At 68.0% G+C, this 23,515-nt stretch carries 18 protein-coding genes and 5 pseudogenes; 10 read left to right on the top strand and 13 right to left on the bottom strand.

Annotated elements, in window-relative coordinates; translation table 11 throughout:
* Positions 1-37: 37 nt before the first annotated feature.
* A pseudogene (locus tag OCS65_RS07360) lies at positions 38-694 on the top strand (arabinosyltransferase domain-containing protein); the annotation flags it as partial.
* Between the two features lie 124 nt (positions 695-818).
* Here the strand turns inward: OCS65_RS07360 and OCS65_RS07355 are convergent.
* From OCS65_RS07355 to OCS65_RS07340, 4 genes and pseudogenes are all read right to left on the bottom strand, one after another.
* The gene (locus OCS65_RS07355) at positions 819-968 is read right to left on the bottom strand and encodes a hypothetical protein (protein WP_157127562.1); all 150 of its coding nucleotides are present in this window, start codon (positions 966-968) and stop codon (positions 819-821) included.
* A gap of 29 nt (positions 969-997) precedes the next feature.
* Positions 998-1,564 carry a dihydrofolate reductase family protein gene (locus OCS65_RS07350; protein WP_006930815.1) on the bottom strand — a complete coding sequence of 189 codons (567 nt, stop codon included), beginning with the start codon at positions 1,562-1,564 and terminating at the stop codon, positions 998-1,000.
* Between the two features lie 29 nt (positions 1,565-1,593).
* A pseudogene (locus tag OCS65_RS07345) lies at positions 1,594-1,878 on the bottom strand (hypothetical protein); the annotation flags it as partial.
* 85 nt (positions 1,879-1,963) lie between these two features.
* Positions 1,964-3,064 (bottom strand): annotated as a pseudogene (locus tag OCS65_RS07340) (transposase).
* A 22-nt stretch (positions 3,065-3,086) separates the two neighbouring features.
* Between OCS65_RS07340 and OCS65_RS07335 the strand changes: the two are divergent.
* Both OCS65_RS07335 and OCS65_RS07330 read left to right on the top strand, forming a co-directional pair.
* Positions 3,087-3,668, top strand: coding sequence for a dihydrofolate reductase family protein (locus OCS65_RS07335; RefSeq protein WP_029545702.1), 582 nt, complete (start codon positions 3,087-3,089; stop codon positions 3,666-3,668).
* A gap of 760 nt (positions 3,669-4,428) precedes the next feature.
* Positions 4,429-5,025, top strand: a complete 597-nt coding sequence (locus OCS65_RS07330; RefSeq protein ID WP_006930806.1) for a maleylpyruvate isomerase family mycothiol-dependent enzyme — start codon at positions 4,429-4,431, stop codon at positions 5,023-5,025.
* A 125-nt stretch (positions 5,026-5,150) separates the two neighbouring features.
* On the opposite strand, the pseudogene OCS65_RS29920 reads toward OCS65_RS07330, so the two are convergent.
* From OCS65_RS29920 to OCS65_RS07300, 7 genes and pseudogenes are all read right to left on the bottom strand, one after another.
* Positions 5,151-5,327, bottom strand: a pseudogene (locus tag OCS65_RS29920) (nuclear transport factor 2 family protein); the annotation flags it as partial.
* Positions 5,327-5,725 carry a (R)-mandelonitrile lyase gene (locus tag OCS65_RS07325; RefSeq protein WP_006930804.1) on the bottom strand — a complete coding sequence of 133 codons (399 nt, stop codon included), beginning with the start codon at positions 5,723-5,725 and terminating at the stop codon, positions 5,327-5,329. The pseudogene OCS65_RS29920 and the gene OCS65_RS07325, both read right to left, overlap by 1 nt.
* A gap of 443 nt (positions 5,726-6,168) precedes the next feature.
* Entirely contained in the window at positions 6,169-6,315 is a 147-nt protein-coding gene (locus tag OCS65_RS07320) for a hypothetical protein (protein ID WP_006930801.1), read from the bottom strand.
* Between the two features lie 412 nt (positions 6,316-6,727).
* Positions 6,728-11,293, bottom strand: coding sequence for an AAA domain-containing protein (locus OCS65_RS07315; RefSeq protein ID WP_420833246.1), 4,566 nt, complete (start codon positions 11,291-11,293; stop codon positions 6,728-6,730).
* A gap of 257 nt (positions 11,294-11,550) precedes the next feature.
* Positions 11,551-11,934: a hypothetical protein gene (locus OCS65_RS07310; RefSeq protein ID WP_232334157.1), complete on the bottom strand. Its 384-nt coding sequence runs from the start codon at positions 11,932-11,934 to the stop codon at positions 11,551-11,553.
* Between the two features lie 31 nt (positions 11,935-11,965).
* Positions 11,966-12,172, bottom strand: a complete 207-nt coding sequence (locus tag OCS65_RS07305; protein WP_029545710.1) for a hypothetical protein — start codon at positions 12,170-12,172, stop codon at positions 11,966-11,968.
* Between the two features lie 279 nt (positions 12,173-12,451).
* On the bottom strand, positions 12,452-14,023 hold the full coding sequence (locus tag OCS65_RS07300; RefSeq protein WP_251549666.1) for a bifunctional NAD(P)/FAD-dependent oxidoreductase/class I SAM-dependent methyltransferase: 1,572 nt from the start codon (positions 14,021-14,023) through the stop codon (positions 12,452-12,454).
* A gap of 78 nt (positions 14,024-14,101) precedes the next feature.
* On the opposite strand from OCS65_RS07300, the gene OCS65_RS07295 reads away from it, so the two are divergent.
* Complete coding sequence (locus OCS65_RS07295; RefSeq protein WP_251549668.1) at positions 14,102-14,665, top strand: helix-turn-helix domain-containing protein; 564 nt, start codon at positions 14,102-14,104, stop codon at positions 14,663-14,665.
* Positions 14,666-15,417: 752 nt separating this feature from the next.
* Positions 15,418-15,933 (top strand): annotated as a pseudogene (locus OCS65_RS07290) (IS110 family transposase); the annotation flags it as partial.
* A gap of 266 nt (positions 15,934-16,199) precedes the next feature.
* On the opposite strand, the gene OCS65_RS07285 reads toward OCS65_RS07290, so the two are convergent.
* Positions 16,200-17,153, bottom strand: a complete 954-nt coding sequence (locus OCS65_RS07285) for an oxygenase MpaB family protein (RefSeq protein ID WP_037201133.1) — start codon at positions 17,151-17,153, stop codon at positions 16,200-16,202.
* A gap of 124 nt (positions 17,154-17,277) precedes the next feature.
* Between OCS65_RS07285 and OCS65_RS07280 the strand changes: the two genes are divergently transcribed.
* Complete coding sequence (locus tag OCS65_RS07280) at positions 17,278-18,192, top strand: LLM class flavin-dependent oxidoreductase (RefSeq protein WP_006941782.1); 915 nt, start codon at positions 17,278-17,280, stop codon at positions 18,190-18,192.
* A gap of 602 nt (positions 18,193-18,794) precedes the next feature.
* On the opposite strand, the gene OCS65_RS07275 is transcribed toward OCS65_RS07280, so the two are convergent.
* Positions 18,795-19,346, bottom strand: coding sequence for a TetR/AcrR family transcriptional regulator (locus tag OCS65_RS07275; protein WP_029545717.1), 552 nt, complete (start codon positions 19,344-19,346; stop codon positions 18,795-18,797).
* A gap of 156 nt (positions 19,347-19,502) precedes the next feature.
* Between OCS65_RS07275 and OCS65_RS07270 the strand changes: the two genes are divergently transcribed.
* The 4 genes from OCS65_RS07270 (at position 19,503) to OCS65_RS07255 (ending at position 23,501) form a co-directional block, all read left to right on the top strand.
* Positions 19,503-20,036 (top strand): thioesterase family protein, encoded by a 534-nt coding sequence (locus tag OCS65_RS07270; RefSeq protein ID WP_006941784.1) that lies wholly within the window; start codon positions 19,503-19,505, stop codon positions 20,034-20,036.
* 490 nt (positions 20,037-20,526) lie between these two features.
* Positions 20,527-21,330 carry an enoyl-CoA hydratase-related protein gene (locus tag OCS65_RS07265; protein ID WP_006941794.1) on the top strand — a complete coding sequence of 268 codons (804 nt, stop codon included), beginning with the start codon at positions 20,527-20,529 and terminating at the stop codon, positions 21,328-21,330.
* Positions 21,331-21,435: 105 nt separating this feature from the next.
* Complete coding sequence (locus OCS65_RS07260; RefSeq protein ID WP_006941795.1) at positions 21,436-22,572, top strand: acyl-CoA dehydrogenase family protein; 1,137 nt, start codon at positions 21,436-21,438, stop codon at positions 22,570-22,572.
* A gap of 32 nt (positions 22,573-22,604) precedes the next feature.
* Positions 22,605-23,501, top strand: coding sequence for an SDR family oxidoreductase (locus tag OCS65_RS07255; RefSeq protein WP_006941796.1), 897 nt, complete (start codon positions 22,605-22,607; stop codon positions 23,499-23,501).
* Positions 23,502-23,515 lie beyond the last annotated feature (14 nt).

The following is a 23,515-nucleotide window of genomic DNA, read 5'->3' as shown; positions in this document are numbered from 1 at the left end:
CCAGGACACCGCAAGCCGCGGGCAACGAAGACGAGGGGCCACCGGTGTCGTGCTGACCTGGTGTTCGGTCGAACGCGCGATCGCCCGGCGTCTGCTGCCCGCCGCCGCGATCCTCATCGGCGCGATCACCGTCACCGCCGGCCCGTCGGGCATCATCTGCTTCGCCGCATTGATCGCCGGCGCCCGCCCGATCGCCCCGCATCCTCCATCACCGGCTCGCAACATGGGGTGGTTGCCACTGCTCGCTCCGATGGTCGCGGCCGGGCTGGTGGTGCTGGTGCCGGTCTTCTCGGACCAGACCCCTGCGGCTGTGCTGGAGATGCAGCCCGCACACGAGGTCGGCCCGAATGTGCCGTGGTTCCAGGAGTATCTGCGCTATCAGTACCTGCTGCAGATCACCGTGGACGGGTCCCTGGCGCGCCGGTTCGCGGTCTTCACCCTGGTGCTGTGCCTGCTGGTGGCGATCGTGGCGATGCTCGCTGCCGTGGCGACCGGCCCCGCGGTGTTGCGTTCGCGGCGCAATCGGGCGCTGTTCGCGGCAGCGGTGTCGTTCGTGGTGACCATGTCGTTCATCGGGCCGAACGGCTGGTGGTACGTGTCGAGCTACGGGGTGCCGTGGTGGGACAAGCCGCCGTCGATCGCCGAATTCGGGTTCTCCACAGTGGTCTTTGCCGCGACCGTCGTCGCATTGCTTTGGCTGATGCGACCTCGGACCATGCGTCGTAGTAGGCCTTGCGCAATCCGCTCCGGTCTTTCCGAGTCCGACAGTGCGCGCTCCTAGGATCGAGATATTGTCAAGACCTGTGGATGGGCGAGTTTCAGGCGACCTCCAGGGTGGTTGGTGGGTCGATCGGTCGTTCTGTGAGTTTCCCGGGCAGCAGTTCGTCGAACTGCTGGTGGATGTCGAACAGGCTGCCGTGCAGCAGCAGTACTTGCGTGCCGTTCGAGTCGTGTATCTCGTAGTGCATCCGCAGCTCGCCTGGCTGTGTATGTCCGATCAGTCGTGTTTCGCCTCGTAGCGCAGGAGGACCGTGCCACCCGGGAAGGTGCGGTTCTCCAACAGTCGCAGCGAGATCCATGACGGCAGGGTCGGGAAGAACGGGGTGCCGCCGCCCACGGCGATGGGCGCGACCACGATCCGGTATTCGTCCACCAGTCCGGCCTGCACGATCGGTGCTGCCAGCGTCGCGCCGGCCACCTCCAGCCTGCCGTCGGTTTCGGCTTTCAGCTTCGTCACCACCTCGACCGGGTCGCCGCGTTCCAGGCGGGAGTTCCAGTCGACGGACTCCAGGGTGTGCGAGAACACGACCTTGGGCATGTCGCGCCAGATGCGGGCGAAGTCGACGATCAGAGGGGTGGCGTCCGGGGCCTTGTCGGCAGTCGGCCAGTACGCGGACATCAGTTCGTAGAGCCGCCGCCCGTAGAACGACAGGGCGGTCTCCCGCTCGAAGTCGTTCCAGTACTGGTGCAGTTCTTCGCTCGGATCGGTCCAGTCGATGTTGCCTTGTGCATCGGCGATGTACCCGTCCACCGACACGTTGAAGCCATAGATGAGTTTGCCCATGCAGTTCAGACTGCACCGGAGGGCAGAACTCATCGCGACACCACACGAGTTATTGTCAAATCGTTGTGGATGGGCGAGCGTCGGGCGACCTCCTTCGTAGTTGACGCATCAACCGGTCGTTCTATGAGTCTTCCTTTCTCGAACACGGCTCCGGCCCGAACGAGGGCGACCAGGTGCGGCGCGTTCACGGCGCGCCAGCGTGCCTCAGCGGCCTCGATCACCGTGAACGCCAGCGCGAGCCCGGCCGTCCGCGAGCCTGGCCCCTTGGTGACCTTGCTCCTCAAACGCACTGTCGCGAAAATTGATTCGATGGGGCAACACAATCAGCCAGATACCGCCGAACTGGCTCGATCACCTCGCCCACATCGTCGTAAACGAGCCAGGGCACAATGCGGCTCTTCATAATCCAGGGTGTAGCAGCGGCCTGAAGCCACCGGTCTCGAGTAGCGGGCCGGCGATGTAGTTGGTGAGGTTGCCGAACCCGAGGGCGGAGCCGCGGAGGTGTTCGAGTCGTCCGTTGATCGCCTCGGTTGGGCCGTTGCTGGTGCCGGGTCGGTCGAAATAGGCCAGCACGTCGACGGCGCGCTTCTTCAGCGTTCGGCCCAGCGTGATCACCTCGCTCAGCGCAGCGGGAACGCCGGCGCTGACCGACCCGATCAGGTTCTGCATCGGCTCGCGCCCCTTCGTTCGATCCGGGTGACGGTAGGCGGCGATCATCCGCTGGTAGATCCCCCAAGTCGCCTCGACTTCGACATGCTCTTCGGCGGCGAACAGGGCGGTGAGTCGGTCCTTCTGCTTGTCGGTGAGTAGGTCGGCGCCGGTGTGCAGGGTCCTCCTGGCGGCGTAGAGCGGGTCGTCCTTGTGACCGCAGTGGCCGTGGATCGCGAGTTGGACCCGACGCCGGCACTTGTCGAGCGCGTCACCGGCTACGCGGACCCCGTGGAAGGGATCCATCACCGCGACCGCTGCGGGGATCCATCGACGCCGAGAACCTGGACGCCGTCGAGCCGGTGCGGATCGTCTATCAGGACCCGCTTGCCCTCGGCCAGGACGGCGTCGTTGGCGGTGTTCCAGGCGCCCACGAGTCCTTCAGCGACACGCGCGACGGTCAGGTGCTGGCGCACGACGCCTTCGAGTGCCTACCGCAGACCACCTCGCGAGAGCTTCGCCCGCGGCTCAGCAGCCAGGCTGGTGTCCTGGCGCCACATGCTCGCAGCTGGAGCACCGATAGCGACGGATCGGGACCACCAGCGTGGTCGGCCGCCAACCCAGCGGCTCGTGCGCCAGACGCCGGGTTACGGTGTCGCGCGACGATCCCTCGCATCGGCAGCGGCGACACCACCTCTCATCCGACCCGTCGGGTTCGACGACGCGACAGGCCAAGACAGCACGATCCGGCTCGAACCGCGGCCTGGTCACTTCGAGACCGAGCTCGTCGAGTCGGCAGAACACGGTCAGATCAGGGCAGGCAAAGCCCGCCCCAGGGGTAGCGTCAAGCACGTCGAGGTCTAAGGAGAGCCCCGTGGGCAAGGTGGTCATGTACAGCTCGGTGTCGGTGGACGGCTTCGTCGCGGACGAGAACGACCAGCCCGGACCGCTGTTCGACTGGTTGTCCAGCGGTGACGTCCCGTTGGACGAGAGCGGCGAGGTGAAGGTGTCGCAGACGTCCTACGACTACACCCGGCCGTACTGGGACCAGATCGGGGCGACAATCGTCGGCCGCCACGTCTTCGACATGACGGACGGCTGGGAGGGGACGCCTCCGGGCGGGGTCGACCACGTGGTCGTCGTGACGCACCGGCCGAAGCCCGAGGGCTGGGCCCCCGAGGCGCCGTTTCACTTCGTCGACGGCGTCGAGGCAGCCGTGGCCAAGGCGCAGGAGCTCGCGGGTGACCGCATCGTCGAGGTCGCCGGTGGCGACGTCGGTGGCCAGGTGCTTGCCGCGGGCCTGGTCGACGAGGTGCGCATGGACGTCGTACCCGTCGTGTTCGGGTCCGGCAAGCGCTACTTCGGGTCCGTCCACGTACAGCACCTGTTGGAGGATCCCGACGTGGTGATTCAGGGCAACCGGGTGCTTCACCTGCGCTATCGGGTGCGCCGTTGACCGATCTGAGCGGGTACTCGAAGAAGTCCACTGCGAACGGTGACACAAGATCGGGCCTCCGGCTGCGTTTGCGCATCGCTGCCCCGGGACCGACGCGCCAGCCAACATCCAGCCAGCGATTACACCCTCAACTGTGAAGAGCCCACAATGCCACCGCCTCGCTCGACACGGCCCCATTGCGGCAGTCTGATCGACCCGATATCCCGCTGCGTCTCGTCGGACAACGTCCCTCACCTCCGTGTTTGAGAGATACCTACGCGGCCGTGCAACGAGTCCGGTGTCGGCAGGACGGCGTGTCGCTACGTAGTCCGGTCACCAGATCGATGCCGTTTTCCGGATGGTAGATCCGGCCTGTCGACGGCAGGCCGGAGTCGGCTCTGGCCCCCTTTCCGATTGCGTCGTCAGGCATGCCTGACGGCCGAGCACTACGAGAGAATCGTGCGCGAGCAGTTGTGCGCCGGCTGACCGCCGACCGGGACACCACGTTGGCTACCGAAATCCCTGCAGGCGTTGGCGGAGGCAGTGCTCTCCCTGAGCGGTCGAGAACAGCGATCCGGCGACGTCGTCACCTCACCCATCCAGAGGATCGTGAGGCACCCTGCGGTCCCTGATATTCCCCGCCTGTGGGTACTGCAGCGCATGATCGTGTCCGATGAGTTTGACCGGCCCGTGGAGTCTCAACCTCTGCAGGCGGCGCGATGCAAGGACGTCCGGCTCGGCGGCGGGGCACGTTGCTCAACTGAATGAAAGGGGACCGACCGTGAACAACCTGGAGTCCGGGGTACCGCCAACGTACGACGGCCTCGCCGACCTGCTCGACTCCGCGCCCACCGAGACCTGGGACACCCCGTCGCTCTGCGCGACGTGGCAGGTCCGCCACGTGGTCGCGCACGTAACGATGCCGGCGCGGCTCACACCCGAGCAGTTCGGAGCCGAGATGGCGGCGGCAGGCGGCGACTTCACCCTGCTGTCCAACACCGTAGCCGCCCGCGACGCCTCCCTGCCGGTCGCCGACCACCTGGCCCACCTCCGGTCGCCGCTGCTGCACGAGTGGCAGCCGCCGGGTGGCGGGGCGGCCGGGGCGCTCAGCCATGCAGTGATCCACTCCCTCGACGTCACGGTCGCGCTCGACCGGCCGACGGTTGCGCCGGTCGAGGCCGTGATAGCCGTCCTCGACCAGCTCACCGCCGCGAACGGCGCACTGTTCGGGGTCGACCTGACCGACGTCCGGCTCGAGGCTGCCGACATCGACTGGAGCTGGGGAAGCGGGAAGGTCGTGCGGACCGACAGCGGACGCCTGGTGGCGCTTCTGAGCGGCCGAACCCTGCCCGATGGCCGCGCCCTACGCCGCGGCTGACCCACCCAGGTGGACGCGAGGGTGTACGCCGCCACCCACCGGCCGTCGCGGGCAGTGTAGTGGATCTCGAGCTGCAGCGGCCAGGTGCCGTGCCCGCCCCGGATGGTGGCCTCCGTCCGCGTCCGGCCGGAGGCGACGTCGGCCAACCATTCGGCCTTCGACTGCTCGTACGCGGTCATGTGTGTGAGCGTGAAATCTTCATCGAGCAGTTCGCGGAGCGCGACCGCATCGCCGGTGACCATCGCGTCGCGCTGCTGTTTGCAGTCGCGCACCGCCGCCTCGACGTCGTTCCCCGCCTTCATCAGCCGTTGTACTCCTCGTCGGTGACGTGCTCGAGCCACGTCGTGGTCGTCGCCGGGTCGTCGGCGTTGTCGAGCATCGCCAGATGCTCCATGAACGAGTCGGCGGCCGCACCGTGCCAATGTTCCTCGCCGGGCGGGCAGTAGATCGTCCGGCCGGGGTACGCCTCGATCTTTTCCCCGCCACGGGACTGCACCCACGCCACGCCCTGTGTAACGTGCAGCGTCTGGCCGCGGGCGTGCGAGTGCCAGGCGGCGCGGGCGCCGGGCGCGAACCGGACTTTCGCGACGATCATCCGCTGACCGTCCTCGCGGGGGAAGGCAATCGGGTCCAGCCACACGTCGCCGTGGAACTGTTCGGGCGGGTTCTTCGTGGTGGGGGTACGCGGGGCGATCCGCATCTTCCGTTTCCTTCGATCCGGCTCGCCCTGCGAGCGGTGATGTGACAGCCGCGGGTGCGACAGGCAGTCAGAGCAGGCCGGTGCGCTGCAGCCAGGAGTCGACTGCGGCGCCGGCATCGCGGACCTCCTCGCCCCGAACGGCCAGACCCTCACCGAGAGTTGCTCCGCGACAAGCATATTCGTAATCGTCCGGGACGCTCCCGAGCCCGCTCACGGTGTGGGTGGTGATCGGGTGGACCCTCGTGCCGGCGAAGTCGAGCCCCTCGGCGAAGGTCCATGATCATCGGCGCACTGCTGTTCCACACCGGGCTCCCACAGAAGTCATGCCCGAAAGTGTGCCGTACCCCCGCACCGGGTGCCGCACCCGACGTCCCGCGCCGTTGTCCTGCGGCCCGGAGGGGACGGTCTGGCCCCGAACGGCGAGGGGACGTGCATTTCCCTGTTCAGGAAGCGTTCTCGGCGGTGCGGGCGATCTCCACGACGAAGCGGCCGTCCGCGGTCGGGGTGACGCGGGAGTCGATGTGCAGCCCGGATCTGCGCACCGCGGCGATCCTGCCGGTGCGCAGGTCCCGGGCGACGACGCTGGCCAACTGGCGGCGGCTGCGGTCGTAGACCTTCCAGATGACCCATTCCCGGGCCGGGCGCCGGCCAGGGCCTTGATCTCGGCTTCGGCCTGCTGACGCGTCGTCGGGACCGGACCCCGGGACGGGTTGGGCGCCGAAGACGTCCCCGACCGACCGCCGGTCCGGTTCGGCGTCGAGCTTGGCCAGCAGAAAACAGTGGTGGACCGTCCGCGTCCTGAGCTCAGGAAACCGGCACGACCGTAGGTCCACACCCGCGTGCCTCGAGTACGAGACACGAAGACATAGCGCCGGGGGACGAACTGGTCGTCACCACTCCTACTCCACGAGGTCGAACTCCGGCATTGCGCCGATCCCCGCGAGGTCAGCGGCACCAACGTCTCGAAACCCGACCTACGAATCGTCCGATCATCCGATTCGGTCAGAAGCCGGCACCATCGTCGGCAGTGCGATCGACTACACCCGCAACCCGATAGTTCGTCCGTTGCCCTGGCGCAACGAACGCGTCGACCCGCCCCGCGACGACGAGCTCTTCCAGCACCGCGAGAACGACCGTCCAGTCCATCTCGAGCCGATCGGCAAGCTCGACGACCGGATATTCCTCACTCCCGAGTGCCTCCACAATGGTGTCAGCCAGCGATGACGACACCGGCGTGGCCACCGACGACTCGGTGAATCCGGAAGGCTCGGCGTCGGACACAGCAACGACATCCGCACCCTCGGAGGTAATGCCGCGCCGCTCGAGCTCGCCCCACAGCCCCGACATCGACGCGTCCGGATCGAGGTAGTACTCGGATTCGCGGACCCTCCAGAACCTCCACCCGCTCCGGCGCAGTTCACGTTCACGCTCGAGGTCGGCGCGCTGCCGGTCGGGATTGGTGTGCCACTGCTCGCCGTCGCACGCCACAGCCAGCTTGCCTGCCGCGCCGGTCACCACCAGATCGATGACGTGACCGTTCACCTCCACCCGGGGGTTCACGTGATATCCGCGGGCAGCGATGTCGAGGAACACCTCCTGCTGGAAGAGACTGTCGAATGCCTCGTGCCGCTCCTCACCCGTCACACCCGCCGGCATCGGCGCCGCAGGCATCGGCGACGTCGACTGCATGTAGGTGAGCAGCGAATGCCGCAGGTCCGTCGGCCGCAACGTGTCGACGGTCCGCGAATGGAACAACCACAACTGGTCCTGTGCCCTCGATGCGGCGACGTTGAACCGTCGTTGGTATTCGGTCCTCGTCATCGCCGCGATGTTCTGGTCGGGCGCGACCACCATGGACAGAAACACCACGTGCCGCTCGTCCCCTTGAAAATCCGGAGGCGTGCCGACACGGAGTCTGCGTTCGTCCCATTGGTGCGGGGTGAGCCGGTCGAGCAGTTCGTTCTGGATGACGTCGACCTGCGACTGCCCCTGCAAAACCACCACGCCGAAGGTTTTCCCATCGTAGGCGGGGTCTTCGACACACTGCACCACAGTGTCTACGAGGGCACCGGCCTCGACACGGTTCGTCAACGTCGAGTTCTGTCCGGTGACGACACCACCGTCGACGTAGGTGGTGCGCAGAGGCGGAAGGCGGTCGGACCCATACTGCCGCAACGGAACCAGGGGGTCGTCTGCATAGAACTGTTCGCTCGACCAGGCGATGATCTCCGGCATCGATCGGAAATGCTCACGCAACCGGACGATGCTCCCGAACCGCGACCGCAACAACGAGAACATGCTCGAGCGGGGAGTGAAACTATCGCGCAAGTACTTCGGGATGTCGGGCAGGGATGAATCGAGACGACGGAACACTCCGTCGAGCGCACCCAACGACACCGCACTCGGCGCGCATTGCTTATCGTCCCCGACCACGATCACACGCGGCGCCAACCACAGCAGGAACAAGCTACTGATGTCGACCTGGCTTGCTTCATCGACAATGACGACATCGAACAGGTTCTGTACAGGCGGAACCGAAGACAGCACCTGCTGCAACGGCATCACCCACGCCGGCACCGCACCCTGCGCGACCTGCATGGCCTCACGCGCTGCAGCCCGATAACGCTCTGCATATCTCCCGGTACCCTTTCCGATACTCGCGACATGGTCGCGGTACGAGTGCAGGGCTTGGACCTGCTCGGCGGTCGTGCGGTCGAGACACGCGCTCCACGCCTTCTCCGCGACGAGCTGCGTGGTCAACCGCGAGATGTCTTTCTCGACCGCGTCGAGGTCACGTTCGAACTGCCCGTCCTCACGCCCCTCGTTGACGTTCCGCACCCACTGCTCTGCGCGACGCCACGCCCACGCGCTCTCGATGTTTGCCAGACGAACCGGCCACTGCGGCCACGACGGATCTTCGGCGATGGCCTGCGCGAGCGCCGGTGCGGCGTCGGTCAAACGCGCGTGCAGCGACAAGAGTTCGAGCTCCTCCCGCTGTTCACCGGCCGCACGATCCCATGCATCCAAAGCTGCATTGATACCGTCGAAGTCCGCATCGTGGAAGGCCCGTGCCAGGGCGCGCCCTTCGGGCGACGCTCCCCCGGCGATCTGGCCCCGCACATACAGGCCGACGGATTCGAGCCAGGCCTTGCTGGCTTGCGCAGTGCCGACCGCGGCGATTGCCCGCGCCGACTCCGCAACCGACCGCGCCTGTTCGACACTCACAAGCCGCGGCGCACCAGGGTGGATGTCTCGTAACGCCGATTCGACATCCCGTACCCGTGTGACAAGGTTGTCCACGATGCCACGGTCCCGGTTGATCAGTGCCAGGGTGCCGATGGCACGGCTGCGTGACTCGTCGAGTGCGATGTCGATACCGAGATCGCGCAGGACGATCCCCACGACCCGCACCGCGTCGAGCGCACGGAGGTGCTCGGCGACGATACGCACCGAGTGGGCGGTCGTGGCCGCGACCCCGTCGACGGTCGCAGGCTCGCCGAGCGCCTCGACCGCCGACTGCTCGTCACTCCTCCGGAACCGGGAGAGGCCACTGCGCCATGTGTCCCCCGCCTCCAGCTTGCGAGCCAGCGCGTCATACGCCTCGAACGCGGGCCGCCCGGTCACCGGCGTTGCCACCGTGCTGGCACCGACGACGCGATCGGCCTCCTGCGCGGCCTGCACGAGACCTGCGAACTCGGCGGTCTTTCCCCACAGGTGCTGCGCCCTCCCCGACAGGACATCGTCGGCCACGCGTTGAAATCCCAGGTCGAGCCGTTCTGCATCGTGCAGAGCGCCCTGCAGTTGTTCGCAGAGATCGCGGATACGGGCCAGTATGTCGGGGGAGGCGCCCTCGAGTACCCGCAGCAACTCCGGCATTTCGCCGGTCACGTCCTGCGATGCCTGTGCGACCGCGGCGCACGCGTCCTGCACCTCTGTCTGGGTGGGCAGGGACAAGTCGGGGAACGCTTGGTGCCGGCGACGCGCCCGCTCGACGCTCGACCGCTGATGAAGCGCATGGAGGGTGACGAATTCGTCGACGCTCAGAGGTGGGGCGTCGGTGAACAGCGGTGCGGGCAGCCACCCCTGTCCGGATTCCTGTGCGCGGACCCTCCGGACGATCGACGCGACCGTCCCCTCGTAACCGGCGGCGACCGCGGTGTGAACGACCGTCTCCTGCGCGCGCGTCTGCCGGATCTGTTCCGTCAGGATCGCCCGACGGTTGAGCACGTCGTTGCGTTGCGTGGTGAGTTCGTCGATGCGCTGCGCTGCGCGCCGCCCGTTGAATTGCGCCTTGCGGGTAGCGATCTCGCTGACACTGCGGTTGAGCTCCGCAGACCCTCCCCGCGCCGGGTCGGTCACCGCCACACACAGTTCTTGCAGTTCGAGCGGAAGTTTGTCGCGCAGTACACGCAGCGCCTGAGCCTTCTCACTGGTGACCAGCACGCGCTGGCCACCCGCGAGCAGCGCGGACACCAGGTTGGCGATGGTGTGTGTCTTACCAGTACCGGGTGGGCCCTCGACCACGACGCCGCTGTCGCCGGTGAGGCGATCGAGGATGTCGCGCTGCTCATCGTTCGCGGGCAACGGGAACAACGGATCATCGGCGAACAGCGCGGACGGTGTGCCGATGCGGTCGAGCCATGCGACACGGTCGGCCGGTTCGATCGCTTCGACGAGTTGCGCCAGACCCAGCGGCACCTGGTTCGACTCGTCGGCGACGGCCTCGCTCATGCGGTTGTAGTACTCGATGAGCGCATAGGCGCCGCGCTTGCGGAGCACCAGAGCCGGCGACGGTCTCACGAACGCCTCGGGCGACGATGCCTCCTCCGCCTGGTCGACGACGTCCACGCGCACTGTAAGTGCCCGGTCGGTCCAGTCCTTGAGAAACACCCGAGCCGCGGGGTCGAGGGGCGACGCGACCTGAGTCGCGAGGGATTGGTGCAGGTCGCGGGTACTCGATGGATCGAACACTTCCAATCCGGTGAGGAGCTGGGTGTCTTCGAGCGACGGGACGGCGTCGGGATTCAGCCGGACCAGCAGGTCGCCGGATTCCTCGTGCCGCTCGATGAGGGCGGACTGGGTGATCAAGTGTGTGTGCACCCGCGCGCCTGCGACATCGTCGGAGAGGTGCAGCAACCCCGATGCGACGACGAGCTCGAGCGATTCCGGTTGGGCGTCGAGGTCCAGCATCGCGTGCTGCAGGAACGTGTACAGCTGCGACGCGGGCCGTCGTTCCCGATCCACAGCCGCCCACGCCCGCCATTGCGCCAACCAGATCTCGACACCGTCGACGGCGTCGGGGGCCTGTGGGTCGAGTGTGGGTTCGGCGGCGGAGTTGTCGATTGCCCCCTGCACATACTTCGCGACCAGCGCGGGGGGACGCGGTGGATCTTCGAGGACAACGCGCCGTGCGCGGAGGACGACGTCTCCTGCCGCGGCATCGGCGCTCAGGCCGACGTCGAGGTTTTTCTCGTCGAGCGACAGCACGGCACGGTGTTTGTCGAGGGTGCGGACAGGTGCGCTCCGTGCTTTGACGAGCTCGGCCAGAAAGGCGAGCAGGCGTTGCACGCGATCCCTGAGTTCAGGTTCGCTCACCCTCGGCTCCACACCCACTCCACTCACCCTGCGGACGTCCTTCCGCCCGTCGACGGAAACCGGGCAACTCCAGCTTAGGAACCACCTCCGGCATGTCCGTGTCCGGTCTCGCTTGTCGCCGATTGCGGCCCCCCGAACCCGTCACTGCGATCGCACCTGGCCTGCGTGAAGGACGGCTATCGAGTGCACGGGGGGATGGTACGGGCGGGTACGTCACGGCAGACGCAAGCTCATAGCCCCCGGGGATACCTGCCGCCGACCCGGTCGGGGTCGTCGGCCAGGAACACCACGTCCCGGCGGCCCTGGTTGAAGGCGCGGAAGTTGTCGTAGTCCCAGCCGGCAGGGGCGTAGTCGTCGTTCCACCGCACTCGCGCGGCGGGCACGAACCCGGCGTCGGCATACAGGTCCGGCAGCACGGTGTCGACACAGTCCAGACGGCGGCCATCGAGCGCGGTGGCGTACCGGACCATCGCGCGTGCCGCGCGCGGGTGGGCGCAGTCCCGGTGCGCGGACACCGAGACGATCTCGTCGCCGTGCAGGGCGGCGCCGGCCTTGCCGTCGTCGGTCACCAGTAGCCGCATCCGCCGGTAGTCGTCCTCGTCGTGGACGGACACCGAGGCGGCATAGGGATTCTTGTGCCGGCCGTCAGCGCACCACCAGCTCCGCGCACGCCCGGAACGGTATCGCGTCCACATCGACGACGCCCTTGCCGGCGAGGGTTTCGCCCAGGTCGGGCAGCGGCGGGATGCTGAATCCGGCGGCGAGAGCGATGTCCTGGCCTTCTTGTACCGGTGCGAGGCTGTGCTCGTCGCCTTGGCCCCGGTCTGATCGGCCAAGACCGCGAAGGTCCACTCCGGGTGGGTGATCTCGAGTTGGGCGGCCGCCTTGACGACCGGAGCGAGGTCGGCGCTGTCGAGGAACGCCAGCAGTTGCGCGATGGTCTGCTGTGCGGGTCGCACCGCCGGCCGGAGGTACCGGCGGTGGGGTCACCTCGTCGAAGTGGGCGAGGTCCGCCGCGACACGAGCGGCACCGTCGCGCGGTGCCACGGGCTCGGCAACGGCGGCCGTCGGTGCGCCGGCGCGGGTGTCGACCGCACGGTCGATGGCCTGTCTCGTCACGACCGTTCCGGCTCAGCCGCGTCGTCGCGCCCGCAGCACCGAGTCGCGGACGGTGACCTGCTCCCCGGAGTGCGGGTGTGCCGTGGTCCGGGACCGGACCTCGCAGAGCTCGACCTCCCACTGACCGTCCTCGAGCGCCGGAATCAGCGACTCGGGGGTGAAGAGGAACCAGTGGTGACCGTGGCGCAGCCCGGTCGCCAGGTCGTCGGGGTGGTGACCGACCACCAGCAAGGTGCCACCGGGGGCGACCGCGGAGCCGAGGCGCCGGGTCAGCTCGACCATCCCGCCGTCGGGAAGATGCAGGAACTGCGAGGACACCAGATCCCATCGCTGCTGGCCGGGCTGCCAGCTGCGGACGTCGGCGGCAACCGTGGTGACACGGTCACCGACGCCGGCCTCGGCTGCGTGCGCGGCCGTCTTCTCCAGGGCGGCGACCGCGAAGTCCAGGGCCGTGACCGACCAGCCGCGGCCGGCCAACCAGACCGTGTCGGCGCCCTCACCACAGCCCACGTCCAGGGCCCGTCCGGGTGTCAGGGACGAGACCTCGGCCTCGAGTTGGGGGTTGACGCGTCCGCTCCAGACCCGCTCCCCGGAGTAGCGATCCTCCCAGGCGGGCTGCTCGAACAGCTCGGCCCGGCGCTCGGCGACCGCGCGGTCGGCGTCCTCGGCGGCCAGGTCGGCGTTGACGAACGCTCCCACCCGGGTGCCGTGAGCGGCCGCGCCGATCAGGGTCATGCCGATGTCGGTGGCGTTGCCGGCCGCGTACAGGCCCGGCACCGCGGTCGCCCCCACCGGGTCGACCGCGATCACCGACCCCACCGGCGCCCCGCCCCACTCGACGTGCTGCGGCTCCAGGCCGAGGGAGGTCAGGAAGTCGAGGCGTACCTGCGGCCGGGAGGCCGCCACGATCGCCTCGCGCTCGAGCAGCGAGCCGTCGGCCAGGCGCACCCCGATCAGCCGGTCGCCGTCGGTGACGACCTCCCGCGCAGTGCCGTGCTCGATCCGCACCCCGATCGCGGCCATCCGCTCCACGTCGGCGGCCGGCAGCTCGACCCCGTCGGCGACGACGAGGACGACGTCGTCGGTGAGCTGGCGCCAGAGCAGACCCTGGTGTCCCGCGACCGGGCTGGTCGCCAGTACCGCAATCGCTCGACCGCGCACCTCCCAGCCGTGGCAGTAGGGACAGTGCAGCACATCGCGGCCCCAGCGTTCGGCGAGGCCGGGGACATCGGGCAGCTCGTCCACCACCCCGGCGGTGACCAGCACCCGCCGGGCGGTGACCTCGCGTCCGCTGCCGGTGGCCACGGCGAAACCGTGCTCGGTGCGGGTCACGGCCGTCACGCGGTCGCTCGCCAGCTCCACCCCGTACGCCGCCACCTCGGCCCGGCCGTCGGCCAGCAGGTCGAGCGGGGGCACCCCTTCCCGGCCGAGATAGTTGTGGGCGTGCTCGGCCGGGGCATTGCGAGGCTCGCCCGCGTCGAGCACCAGCACCCGGCGACCGGACCGCCCCAGCACCATCGCACCACTCAAACCGGCAGCGCCGCCACCGACCACCACCACATCGAAACTCTCGTTCTCCGTCATGCCTCCAGGGTGCAGACCCCTCCCGGGATATGGCAAACATCCTTGCCGGATTGGCAAAACTCCGGCACACTGAGCGACATGGAAGACCAGGACGTCTTGAAGAACGTGGGCCCGAGACTACGACAGCTCCGACTCGAACGGGAAGCCACCCTGAGCGACCTGGCGGAGGAGACCGGCATCTCGCTCAGCACCCTCTCCCGACTGGAATCCGGACAGCGCAAGCCCACCCTCGAGCTGCTGCTCCCCCTCGCCCGCGCCCACCGGGTCGCACTGGACGAACTCGTCGACGCCCCGGACACCGGCGACCCCAGAATCCGGTCCAAGCCGGTGACCCGGCACGGCCGGACCTTCCTCTCCTTGACCCGCCGCCCCGGGGGCCTCCAGTCCTTCAAAATGGTGCTGCCCACCGTGGACGACGTCGCCCACCCGACGCCGCAAACCCACGAAGGCTACGAGTGGCTCTACGTGCTCAACGGCCGACTGCGCCTGATCCTGGGCAGCCGCGACCTGGTGCTCGAACCCGGAGAAGTGGTCGAATTCGACACCCGCACACCGCACTGGATCGGCAACCCCGGACCCACCCCCTGCGAAGTGCTCGCAATCTTCGGCCCCCAAGGAGAACGCATGCACGTGCGCTCATGACAAGCGCCCAGCCCCCGACCACGCACCCCCGACACCCCACCGACACCGGCGGCCGGCGACGAGCACGGCCTTGGCGCGGCGATACCGATCCTCACCGCCCCGACAACCTCGGACACCGGGCCCACACCGCCAACGTCGGCACGACCACACCACCCCCACCCACCGGAAACTGCACCCTCAACTCCATTGCGCGGGAGGAGTTGCGCCGTACATGACACTTGAGGCTACGGACGTCCAGCTCTGCATTTACGCGGGTATGCGTTGCGCTGGGGGCCTGCACGTCACTCACCATCTCGCCGCGCCCCGCACGCAAGGGGACCGCAGGCGCGGTCGAGGCTCTAGACCGCCCCCAGAACCGCGGGCAGCGTTGTCGGTCGCAACCCGAAAGCTTCTCGACCGACGTGACAAGGCGTGTCGAGACCGCTGACCGTGAGGTCACGTGGCCCAACCCGCCCGCATGATGTCTTCGAGCGCGCCGCCGGACGTCTCATCGGCCAAGGCGGCCTCCCGCACCCAACTGATCGCGAGCACGTTCAGGAACAAGTCTTTGCCTCGCACGGTCGGTCGGGCGCCGCCGTCGCGTTGGGGAAAGAAGTTGGCTCGAGGTCGGTGGCGCCGCGGCGAGGCGCGCGTGGACCTGCCCGATACCGGCACCACCCGGTGCCGGCCTGGCGGCGACGGCGCAGGCGGTGTACGAGGTGGCCACCGCACCGATCACCGTCAGCGGCGTGCTCACCTGCCCCACCACGTCCCTCGCCGCCCTCGCTGCCCAAACCGTGACGGTGCCAGGCAGCAACGCCGCCGAGATCGTCCTGCCGAAACGCGCAGACACGCCGAAAGAGATTCTGCAACAGCGCAAGAACATCGCCGAAGACGTCGAAAGGATGCTCGACGACCACCCTCTTTCCCGAGTCTTGATGTCGATGCCCGGCATCGGTGTCAGCACTGCAGCTCGCATCCTGCTCGAGGTCGGCGACGGTTCGGCGTTCACTTCCGCGGCCCATCCGGCCGCCTACGCCGGCATCGCCCCGGTCACCCACCGGTCCGGCCCCTCGATCCGCGGCGAGCACCCCGCGCGGTCGGGCAACCACAAGCTCGAACGAGCGCTGTTCCTGTCCGCGTTCGCGGCGTTGCACGACCCGACCAGCCGTGCCTACTACGACCGCAAACACGCCGAAGGTAAGAAGCACAACGTCGCCCTGATCTACCTGGCCCGGCGACGTTGCGACGTCCTCTACGCAATGCTCAAGAACAAGACCTTCTATCGAGTCCGTGATTCCGTCTCGAGAAGAACGTCGGGCTGCGCGGCGGACCCGCCCCGGTGCGGGGCCTACCTCCCCGACCTGCTCGACCGGGTTTGGAACGGACGCATCGAGCCCGGCAAGGTCTTCGACCTCACCCCGCCCCTCGCGCTGGTCGCCGAAGCCTACGCAGCCATGGACAAGCGGCGCGCCACCAAGGTCCCACTGCGCCCCTGACCGGATTCCGGCACCCCTGCGAGCGGTCCAGCCATGACGCCACCGCCCGCGACGGTTCAGCGCGTGCCGCCGCTCACATTCTCGTGTGCCCCCGTGTAGTGCATCGGACTGTCCAGCAGATGCGCCGGCGGCAGGTTGCGATCGGGCGTGTGCACGACGGGCGCGTCCGCCGGGATACGGCCCGATGCGCGGTCCCAGCCCGCCCGGGCCCGCGGGTGGTAGCGATAACGACGCGGAATCAGCTTCTCCCCCAATCCGATCGAGCGGCCGACGAGCCGATGCAGCCGCTGTTCGCGTGGGGAGAAGGTGTAGCCCATGAGTTCGCGCACCGGTGGGTCGTACAGCCCGATCGTGAGCCAGACGAACCCGCGCGTCATCGGCGGCCGCAGCACCGTCCACACGCTCGCGGGCACCCACCGCAGGAACGGCGGCCGGTCGAGGTGCGACAGGTCCAGCACGTCGCGGGTCGCCTTGTTGTCCTCGAGCACCTCCCGACACATGCGGTCCCAGTAGGCGAGGAAGTCCTCCCAGCTGCCGGGGACGGGCCGCATCGACACCCCGTAGAGCCGGTACCACCGGACGTGCTCGTCGAACAGCCTGTGCTTGTCGGCGAGGGACAGCGGGCCGTCGAACCACTCGATCGAGACGACGAGGCTGTAGAAGAACGTCGCGTGCGCCCAGTAGAACGTGTCGGGGTCGAGGGCGTGGTAGCGCCGGCCCTTCTTGTCGATCCCCTTGATCGTGTCGTGGTAGCCACGCACCTGGGCGGCGGTGTCCGGGGCGCGCGGGCCGTCGAAGACGACGCCGTAGATGGGGTACAGCGACCGGTACAGGCGTTCCCAGCGCTCGTCGAAGAACTGCGAGTGCTCCTCCACGGCCGCGCCGAGGCCCGGGTGCATGTTCTGCATCGATCCGGCCCACGGGCCGAACAACATTCCGCGCCAGCCGCCGAAGTACCTCCACGTCAGGCTGTCGGGGCCGAGTGGCACGAGCTCACTTTGACTACGCACGTTGTCAGTTTGGGCGCGGCAACGACGCGTGTCAAGGTCGCGAAAGCTCGGCCCCCGAGGCACCCCCTTGCCACTCGACGATTTCGGACCTATGGTCAGTCCAATACTTCGGAAAGGGGTCCTCGTGGCGGTCCAAGTCGGTTTGTCGATCACCGATTCCCTGTTGGTTCCCGACCCCGCCGCGCGACGGCGACTGCTCAACTCGGCCGCCGACGCCGGGCTCGATCACATCACGGTCGGGGACCACATCAGTTTCCACGGCGGTACCGGCTTCGACGGTATGGTCTCCGCCACCTCGGTGCTCGCGGCCCACGACACGCTCTCCGTCGTCATCGGGGTCTATCTGCTGGGGCTGCGGCATCCGATGCTCGCAGCGCGCCAGATCTCGACCATCGCGCAGCTCGCCCCAGGGCGGCTGGTCCTCGGCGCAGGAGTCGGCGGCGAGGACCGCTCCGAGATTTCCAACTCCGGGGTGGACCCCCGCACCCGGGGGCGCCGCTTGGACGAAACACTCCAGGTTCTCCGAGCATTGCTCTCCGGCGAAGAGGTCACCCACACCGGGGAGTTCTTCACCCTCGAGCGCGCCCGGATCCTGCCCCCGCCCCAACCGGCCGTGCCGATCGTCATCGGTGGCCGAGGAGACGCCGCGATCCGTCGAACCGCGAAGTACGGCGACGGGTGGCTCGCCATCTTTTCGACCCCCCGCCGATTCGGCGAAACCCGCACCGCGATTCTCGAGGCCGCCGCTCGCGAGAACCGCACTCTGAGCACTTTCGGGGTCACCGTCTGGTGCGGTCTCGACGACGACGCCGCCACGGCCGACCACTTGGTGGGCGAGCAGATGCAGACGCTCTACCGCCTGCCCCGGGACAAGTTCCGGCACCTGGCACCGGCCGGCACGCCCGAACAGGTGGCCGAGTGGCTGCGCGCGTTCGTCGACGCAGGAGCGGACAGCATCACGCTCATCCCCGCCGCCACCTCCATGGAGGCATCCGTCGAGCACGCCGCCGCCGTTCGGAAGCTGCTCGTCGAGAGCTGATCGCGCCGCACCTCGGGCTCCGATTCCGCACACGCCGGCTTCGCGTCCGCCGGCGTGCTTGTCGCAGACGACTCCCGCGGGGTGCTCCTACCCGGCACCAGATCCGTGTCGACACCGCGCCGCGTTCGCTCGGGCTGCCCTCTCGTGCGCCGCGCACTGAACTCCTCCGACGCCGTCCACGCATCGGGCCGATCGCTGTCCGGAACCGACCTCGACGGCCCCGGCGTCGCCCGGGCGGCTTACTGTGACAGTCGGACGACGGTGAAGCACCGCTCGCCTCCTCGTCCTTACCGATGCCGATCCCACCGCCGAGTTCACTGTCCGGCAGAGAACTGCCCTCACCACGGTCCGCACGGTGCTCGACGACGCCGCCACCACCGTCCTCGACGCGGAGGAATACAAGCGCCGGGGGCGAGATCTCGAGCAGAGCCGAAAACTCGCCGCCGAGGGAACCTGGGTCAACTCGTAGGCGGTACCGGAGCTTTGGACGATCTGGAGTCGCGCCATACGCCGCCAGGATGTTCGACTTCGGTGCGCGCCGCTCCCGAGCGCCGCGGCACCGAAGCGCATCGGCCCCAGGGTGCGGACGGTGGTGGCGGTAGTCAGCCGCGGAAGGCGTCGAGCCCCTCGTTGGTGAGACGGACGATGAGGTCGGCCAGTCCGGGGGTGCGGCTGACCTTGCTCGGCCAGTAGGCGATCGAGAAGATCGTGCCCAAGCAGGTCTGGGTCGCGACGGCGACCTCCGCCGGCGTCGCCCGAGGGAGGCACCGGGCCACCGCGGCTTCCCAACAGCCGACGTAGAGCTTGCGCCGGCGGTTGACCTTGCGACGCCACGGGTCCACCAGTGACCGGTCTTCACGCTGGGTCACATTGACCAGGTGCCGGTGCCGGATCGCGAACTCGACATGATGGCGGACCAGACGCTCGAAGTCGGAGTCGGCGTCCTCGTCCACGGGTTCCGCGGCGCGGATCAGCTCGTCCATCGCTTCGTCGAACAGGGTGGCCAGGATCTCGTCCTTGCCGGAGAAGTGACGGTAGATCGCCGGCCCGGTGAGGCCCGCGCGAGCGCCCAGCTCGTCGACGCTCGTACCATGGAATCCCTTCTCGTAGAACAGTTCCGCGGCGATATCGAGAATCTTCCGGCTCCTGTCCACTCGGCGAGTTTAGCACGATGCGTGAACGATCGTTATACTCCGGGAACGCTCCCCGCCATGCGGCGCCGACCCGGGCGACAGGAACGGCGCCGGCCGACAGTCGCGCCGAGCAGATCTCGATGCGCCGGCAACCGACCGCAACCGTCAGGAGATCCCGTGACCGACACTGTCACCCTGCCCACCTACGACCAGGTCGTTCGTCTTCCCCGCGAGTACGGCCCACTGGTCGTCCCGCCGGAGTTCGAGGACGCGAACGGCCACATGAATATCCGGCACTACCTGGACCTGGGTGCCGAAGCGATCGACATCGCGTTTCGCCGGATCGGCCTCACCGACGATTACCGGGCGACTCGCAAGCAGGGCTTCTTCACCGCGGAGCATCACCTGAACTACTACGCGGAAGTGCACGTCGGCCATAGAGTCTCGGCCTACTTCCGGATCGTCGAGCGCTCCGACAAGATCATCCACGGCATGGCCCTGCTCGTCGACGACACGACCGAGGCACTGGCGAACACGCTCGAGGTCGTCGCACCCCATGTCGACCTCACCACCCGTCGCGTCGTTCCGTTCGCCCCGGACGTCGCGGAGGCGGTCGATCGGGAACTCGCGATCACCGAGCGGGTCGACTGGCCGGCGCCGGTGTGCGGCGTGATGGGGATCAGGTCACAGCGCAACAGAGCCGGTCGATGACCGACGCATACTTGTCGCGATCACGCGCCGGCGCAGCTTCATCGTGGCCGTGACCTCGTCGCCGCCCGGCGGCCACTCCTGATCGAGCAGCGTCCACGCACGGTCCCCGGCCCGAGGCGAGGCGCCGGAAGTCATCGGTGGCGTACGCCCCGGCCCAGCCGACCAGTGCATCCTTGCCCGGGCTGCGCCGGACGAGCCGCTCGAGCATGTCGCCCACGACCATTCGCATCTCGCGCCGGTCGCGGATGCCGACTTCTCCGGAAATCCCGTGCGAGAGTTCGACCGGAATCGTCCCTCCCCCCGCCTCGCTGTGGGCAGATTGCGCGGTTCCCACCCGGGCTCAGGACGCGGCAAGCAACTCGCCCTTGAAAACGATCGTTAACGCGGATACATTTGTCATACGGTCGGACCAAACCCGACGACCCCGTCCCCGCGACCTGTTCTCGCGGCGACGGCGAAGCCACCCGAGCAGGAAGGGACCAGCAGGTCGATGACTGATTTCACCGCATTCACGGACGTGACGTACGAGGTCGACAACGGGCTCGCCTGGATCACGATCAACCGGCCGGACCGCTACAACGCCTTCCGCGCCCGCACAGTCGACGAGCTCGTCAAGGCCTTCAAGGCAGCCTGGGGCAGCCCCGAGGTCGGCGCCGTCGCACTCACCGGCGCCGGCGAGAAGGCCTTCTGCTCGGGCGGCGACCAGAAGCAGCGCATGGAGACCGGCGACTACGGCCCGTCCGACAGCGGCCTGTTCGAGGTCGAGGCCCTGCACCGTGTCATCCGGGACACCCCGAAGCCCGTCATCGCCGCCGTCAACGGTGTCGCCGTGGGCGGCGGACACGTACTGCACCTGCTGTGCGACATGTCCATTGCCGCCGAGCACGCCATCTTCGGACAGAACGGCCCACGGGTCGGATCCTTCGACGCCGGCCTGGGCACCGGCTACCTCGCCCGCGCCATCGGCGAGAAGCGGGCGCGGGAGATCTGGTTCATGTGCCGCCGCTACAGCGCCCAGCAGGCCCTGGAGTGGGGTCTGGTCAACAAGGTCGTGCCCGCCGACCAGCTCCGCGCCGAGGTCCGGGCGTGGGCCGACGAGATCCTGCAGCTCTCCCCCACCTCGCTCAAGGTGCTCAAGCAGTCACTCAACGCCGACACCGAGCACTTCATCGCCCAGGGCAACATGGCCTACTCCACGCTCAAGCTGTTCGGTGAGTCCGCCGAGGCACTCGAGGGCATCAGCGCGTTCAACGAGAAGCGCAAGCCCGACTTCTCGAAGTTCCGCGGCGCCTGACCATCCCTTGCTCCCGGGCGGCGGGACACCACCGTCCCGCCGCCCGGTGACCTGCCCCCAGATTCCGTCGCCCTCCCCGGTCCTTCACAGAGAGCAGTTGTCGACATGCGCTTCAGCCGAGAACAACGAGAGTTCGCAGTCGCGGTCCGCGAGTTCTGCGACGCCGAGTGCAAAACTCTTCAACAACGCGATGCGCTGACCGAGGGTGGCACCGTGGCCAACAGCCAGGTCATCCTCGACAAGTTTGCGGGGCTCGGCTGGCTCGCGGTGTCGTTGCCCGAGGAATACGGCGGAGGCGGCGCCGGGATGGTCGAGGAGTGCATCTTCCTCGAGGAGACCTCCCGCGGCCTCGCCCCCATCACCGGCTACTCGACCGGCCTGACCGCCGCCCAGACGTACCTGCGCTACGGGACCGAGGAGCAGAAGCGCACGATCGTCTCGAACATGGCCGCGGGCAAGCTCGAGGCGATCGCCCTGAGCGAGCCCGGCGCAGGATCCGATCTCGGTGGCGTCCGCATCAAAGCCGAGCTCGTCGACGACCATTACGTGATCAACGGCCAGAAGACGTGGATCTCCGCGGCCCACGTCGCCGAGCACATCCTGCTGCTCGCCCGCACCGATTCCTCCGGCTCCAAGCACGAGGGTCTGACCCTGTTCATGGTGCCCACCGATACCCCCGGCCTCGAGATCCACGGCATCGCCACCATGGAGGCCCGCACCTGCAACGACCTCTACTTCACCGACGTGGCCGTCCCGGTCACCGCAGTGGTCGGCACCCCGAACCAGGCGTGGCGTCACCTGATGCGCGGTCTGAGCGTCGAGCGGCTCATCATCGCCACGATGTCGCTCGGTGCGGCCGAACGCGCGCTCGACGACGTCATCGCGTTCGTCACCGAACGTGAGCAGTTCGGTCGCAAGATCGGCAGTTTCCAGGCGATCCGCCACCGCATCGCCGATCTCGCCACCGAGATCGCCTTCGCGAAGTCCTTCGTCTACGAAGTTGCCGAACGCATCGATGCCGGTGAGGAGGACAATCTCAACCGTGAGGGCTCGATGGCCAAGCTCAAGTGCACCGAGATCGCGAAGAAGACCACCCTCGAAGCCATGCAGATGATGGGCGGCTACGGCTACACCCGCGAATACGGCATGGAAGAGCAGGTGCGTCGATCCCTCGCACCGACGATCTACGGCGGCACCAACGAGATCCAACGCGAAATCATCAGCAAGAGCCTGGGACTGTGATTCCCGTTCCCCGACCGATAGGACCCGATGGCATGACTACCTCCCCGTTCACGTCCGAGGCCCTCGCCGGCAAGCGAATCCTCATCACCGGCGGCGGAACCGGCCTCGGTCGCGGCGTCGCCCGCCACCTGGTCGACCACGGCGCCGAGGTTCACCTCTGGGGTCGCCGGCCCGCCGTCCTCGAGGAAGCCGCCACCGAGGCGTCCGTCTCGCGGCCCGGCTCGGTCCACTGGCAGACCGTCGATGTCCGCGATGCTGAGATGGTGTCCGCCGCGATGGACGAGATCTGGACCCTGCACGGCCCGCTCACCGGCGTGATCAACAACGCCGCCGCCAACTTCATCGCACCGACCGAATCGCTCAGCCCGCGGGCCTTCGAAGCGGTGACGTCCACGGTGATGAACGGTTCGTTCAACACCACCCACGCCGCCGGTCGACGCTGGATCGAGGGCGGCACGAAGGGCGTGGTCCTGTCCACGCTGACCACCTGGGTGTGGAGCGGGTCGGCGTTCGTCGTCCCCTCCGCCATGGCCAAGGCTGCCGTGCATTCGATGACCATGTCCCTCGCCGTCGAATGGGCGCGCTACGGCATCCGCCTCAACGCCCTGGCCCCGGGACCCATCCCCACCGACTATGCCTGGGAGATGCTCAACCCCACCGACAAGAGTTCGGTCGGCGCCACGCAGGCCGACCAGGTCCCGATGGGGCGGATGGGCACCATCGAGGAGCTTGCCAACCTGACGATCTTCCTGCTTTCGGATGCCTGCGACTACCTCACCGGTCAGACCATCGCCATGGACGGCGGCCAGATGCTCGCCGGACCCGGCACTTTCGCCGGTCTGACCTCCATGACCGATGCGGACTGGGCCTCCGCACGCGAACGCAGCAAAGCCGCAAGCGAGGCCGCCAAGGCCCAGCGCGGCGTCTGAGCTCCCCGCCCGAC

The sequence above is a fragment of the Rhodococcus aetherivorans genome (assembly GCF_025722975.1).
In the GTDB taxonomy this organism is placed as follows: Bacteria; Actinomycetota; Actinomycetes; order Mycobacteriales; family Mycobacteriaceae; genus Rhodococcus; species Rhodococcus aetherivorans.
The sequence above is the reverse complement of the archived record's forward strand: the minus strand, read 5'-3'. Positions and strand labels throughout refer to the sequence as shown.

Excerpts from the sequence above, each read along its gene's own strand:
- OCS65_RS07265 (WP_006941794.1), top strand. The coding sequence starts at position 20,527 with ATGACTGATTTCACCGCATTCACGGACGTGACGTACGAGGTCGACAAC.
- OCS65_RS07300 (WP_251549666.1), bottom strand. The coding sequence starts at position 14,023 with ATGACGGAGAACGAGAGTTTCGATGTGGTGGTGGTCGGTGGCGGCGCT.
- OCS65_RS07260 (WP_006941795.1), top strand. The coding sequence starts at position 21,436 with ATGCGCTTCAGCCGAGAACAACGAGAGTTCGCAGTCGCGGTCCGCGAG.
- OCS65_RS07295 (WP_251549668.1), top strand. The coding sequence starts at position 14,102 with ATGGAAGACCAGGACGTCTTGAAGAACGTGGGCCCGAGACTACGACAG.
- OCS65_RS07325 (WP_006930804.1), bottom strand. The coding sequence starts at position 5,725 with ATGCGGATCGCCCCGCGTACCCCCACCACGAAGAACCCGCCCGAACAG.
- OCS65_RS07255 (WP_006941796.1), top strand. The coding sequence starts at position 22,605 with ATGACTACCTCCCCGTTCACGTCCGAGGCCCTCGCCGGCAAGCGAATC.
- OCS65_RS07350 (WP_006930815.1), bottom strand. The coding sequence starts at position 1,564 with ATGGGCAAACTCATCTATGGCTTCAACGTGTCGGTGGACGGGTACATC.
- OCS65_RS07355 (WP_157127562.1), bottom strand. The coding sequence starts at position 968 with ATGCACTACGAGATACACGACTCGAACGGCACGCAAGTACTGCTGCTG.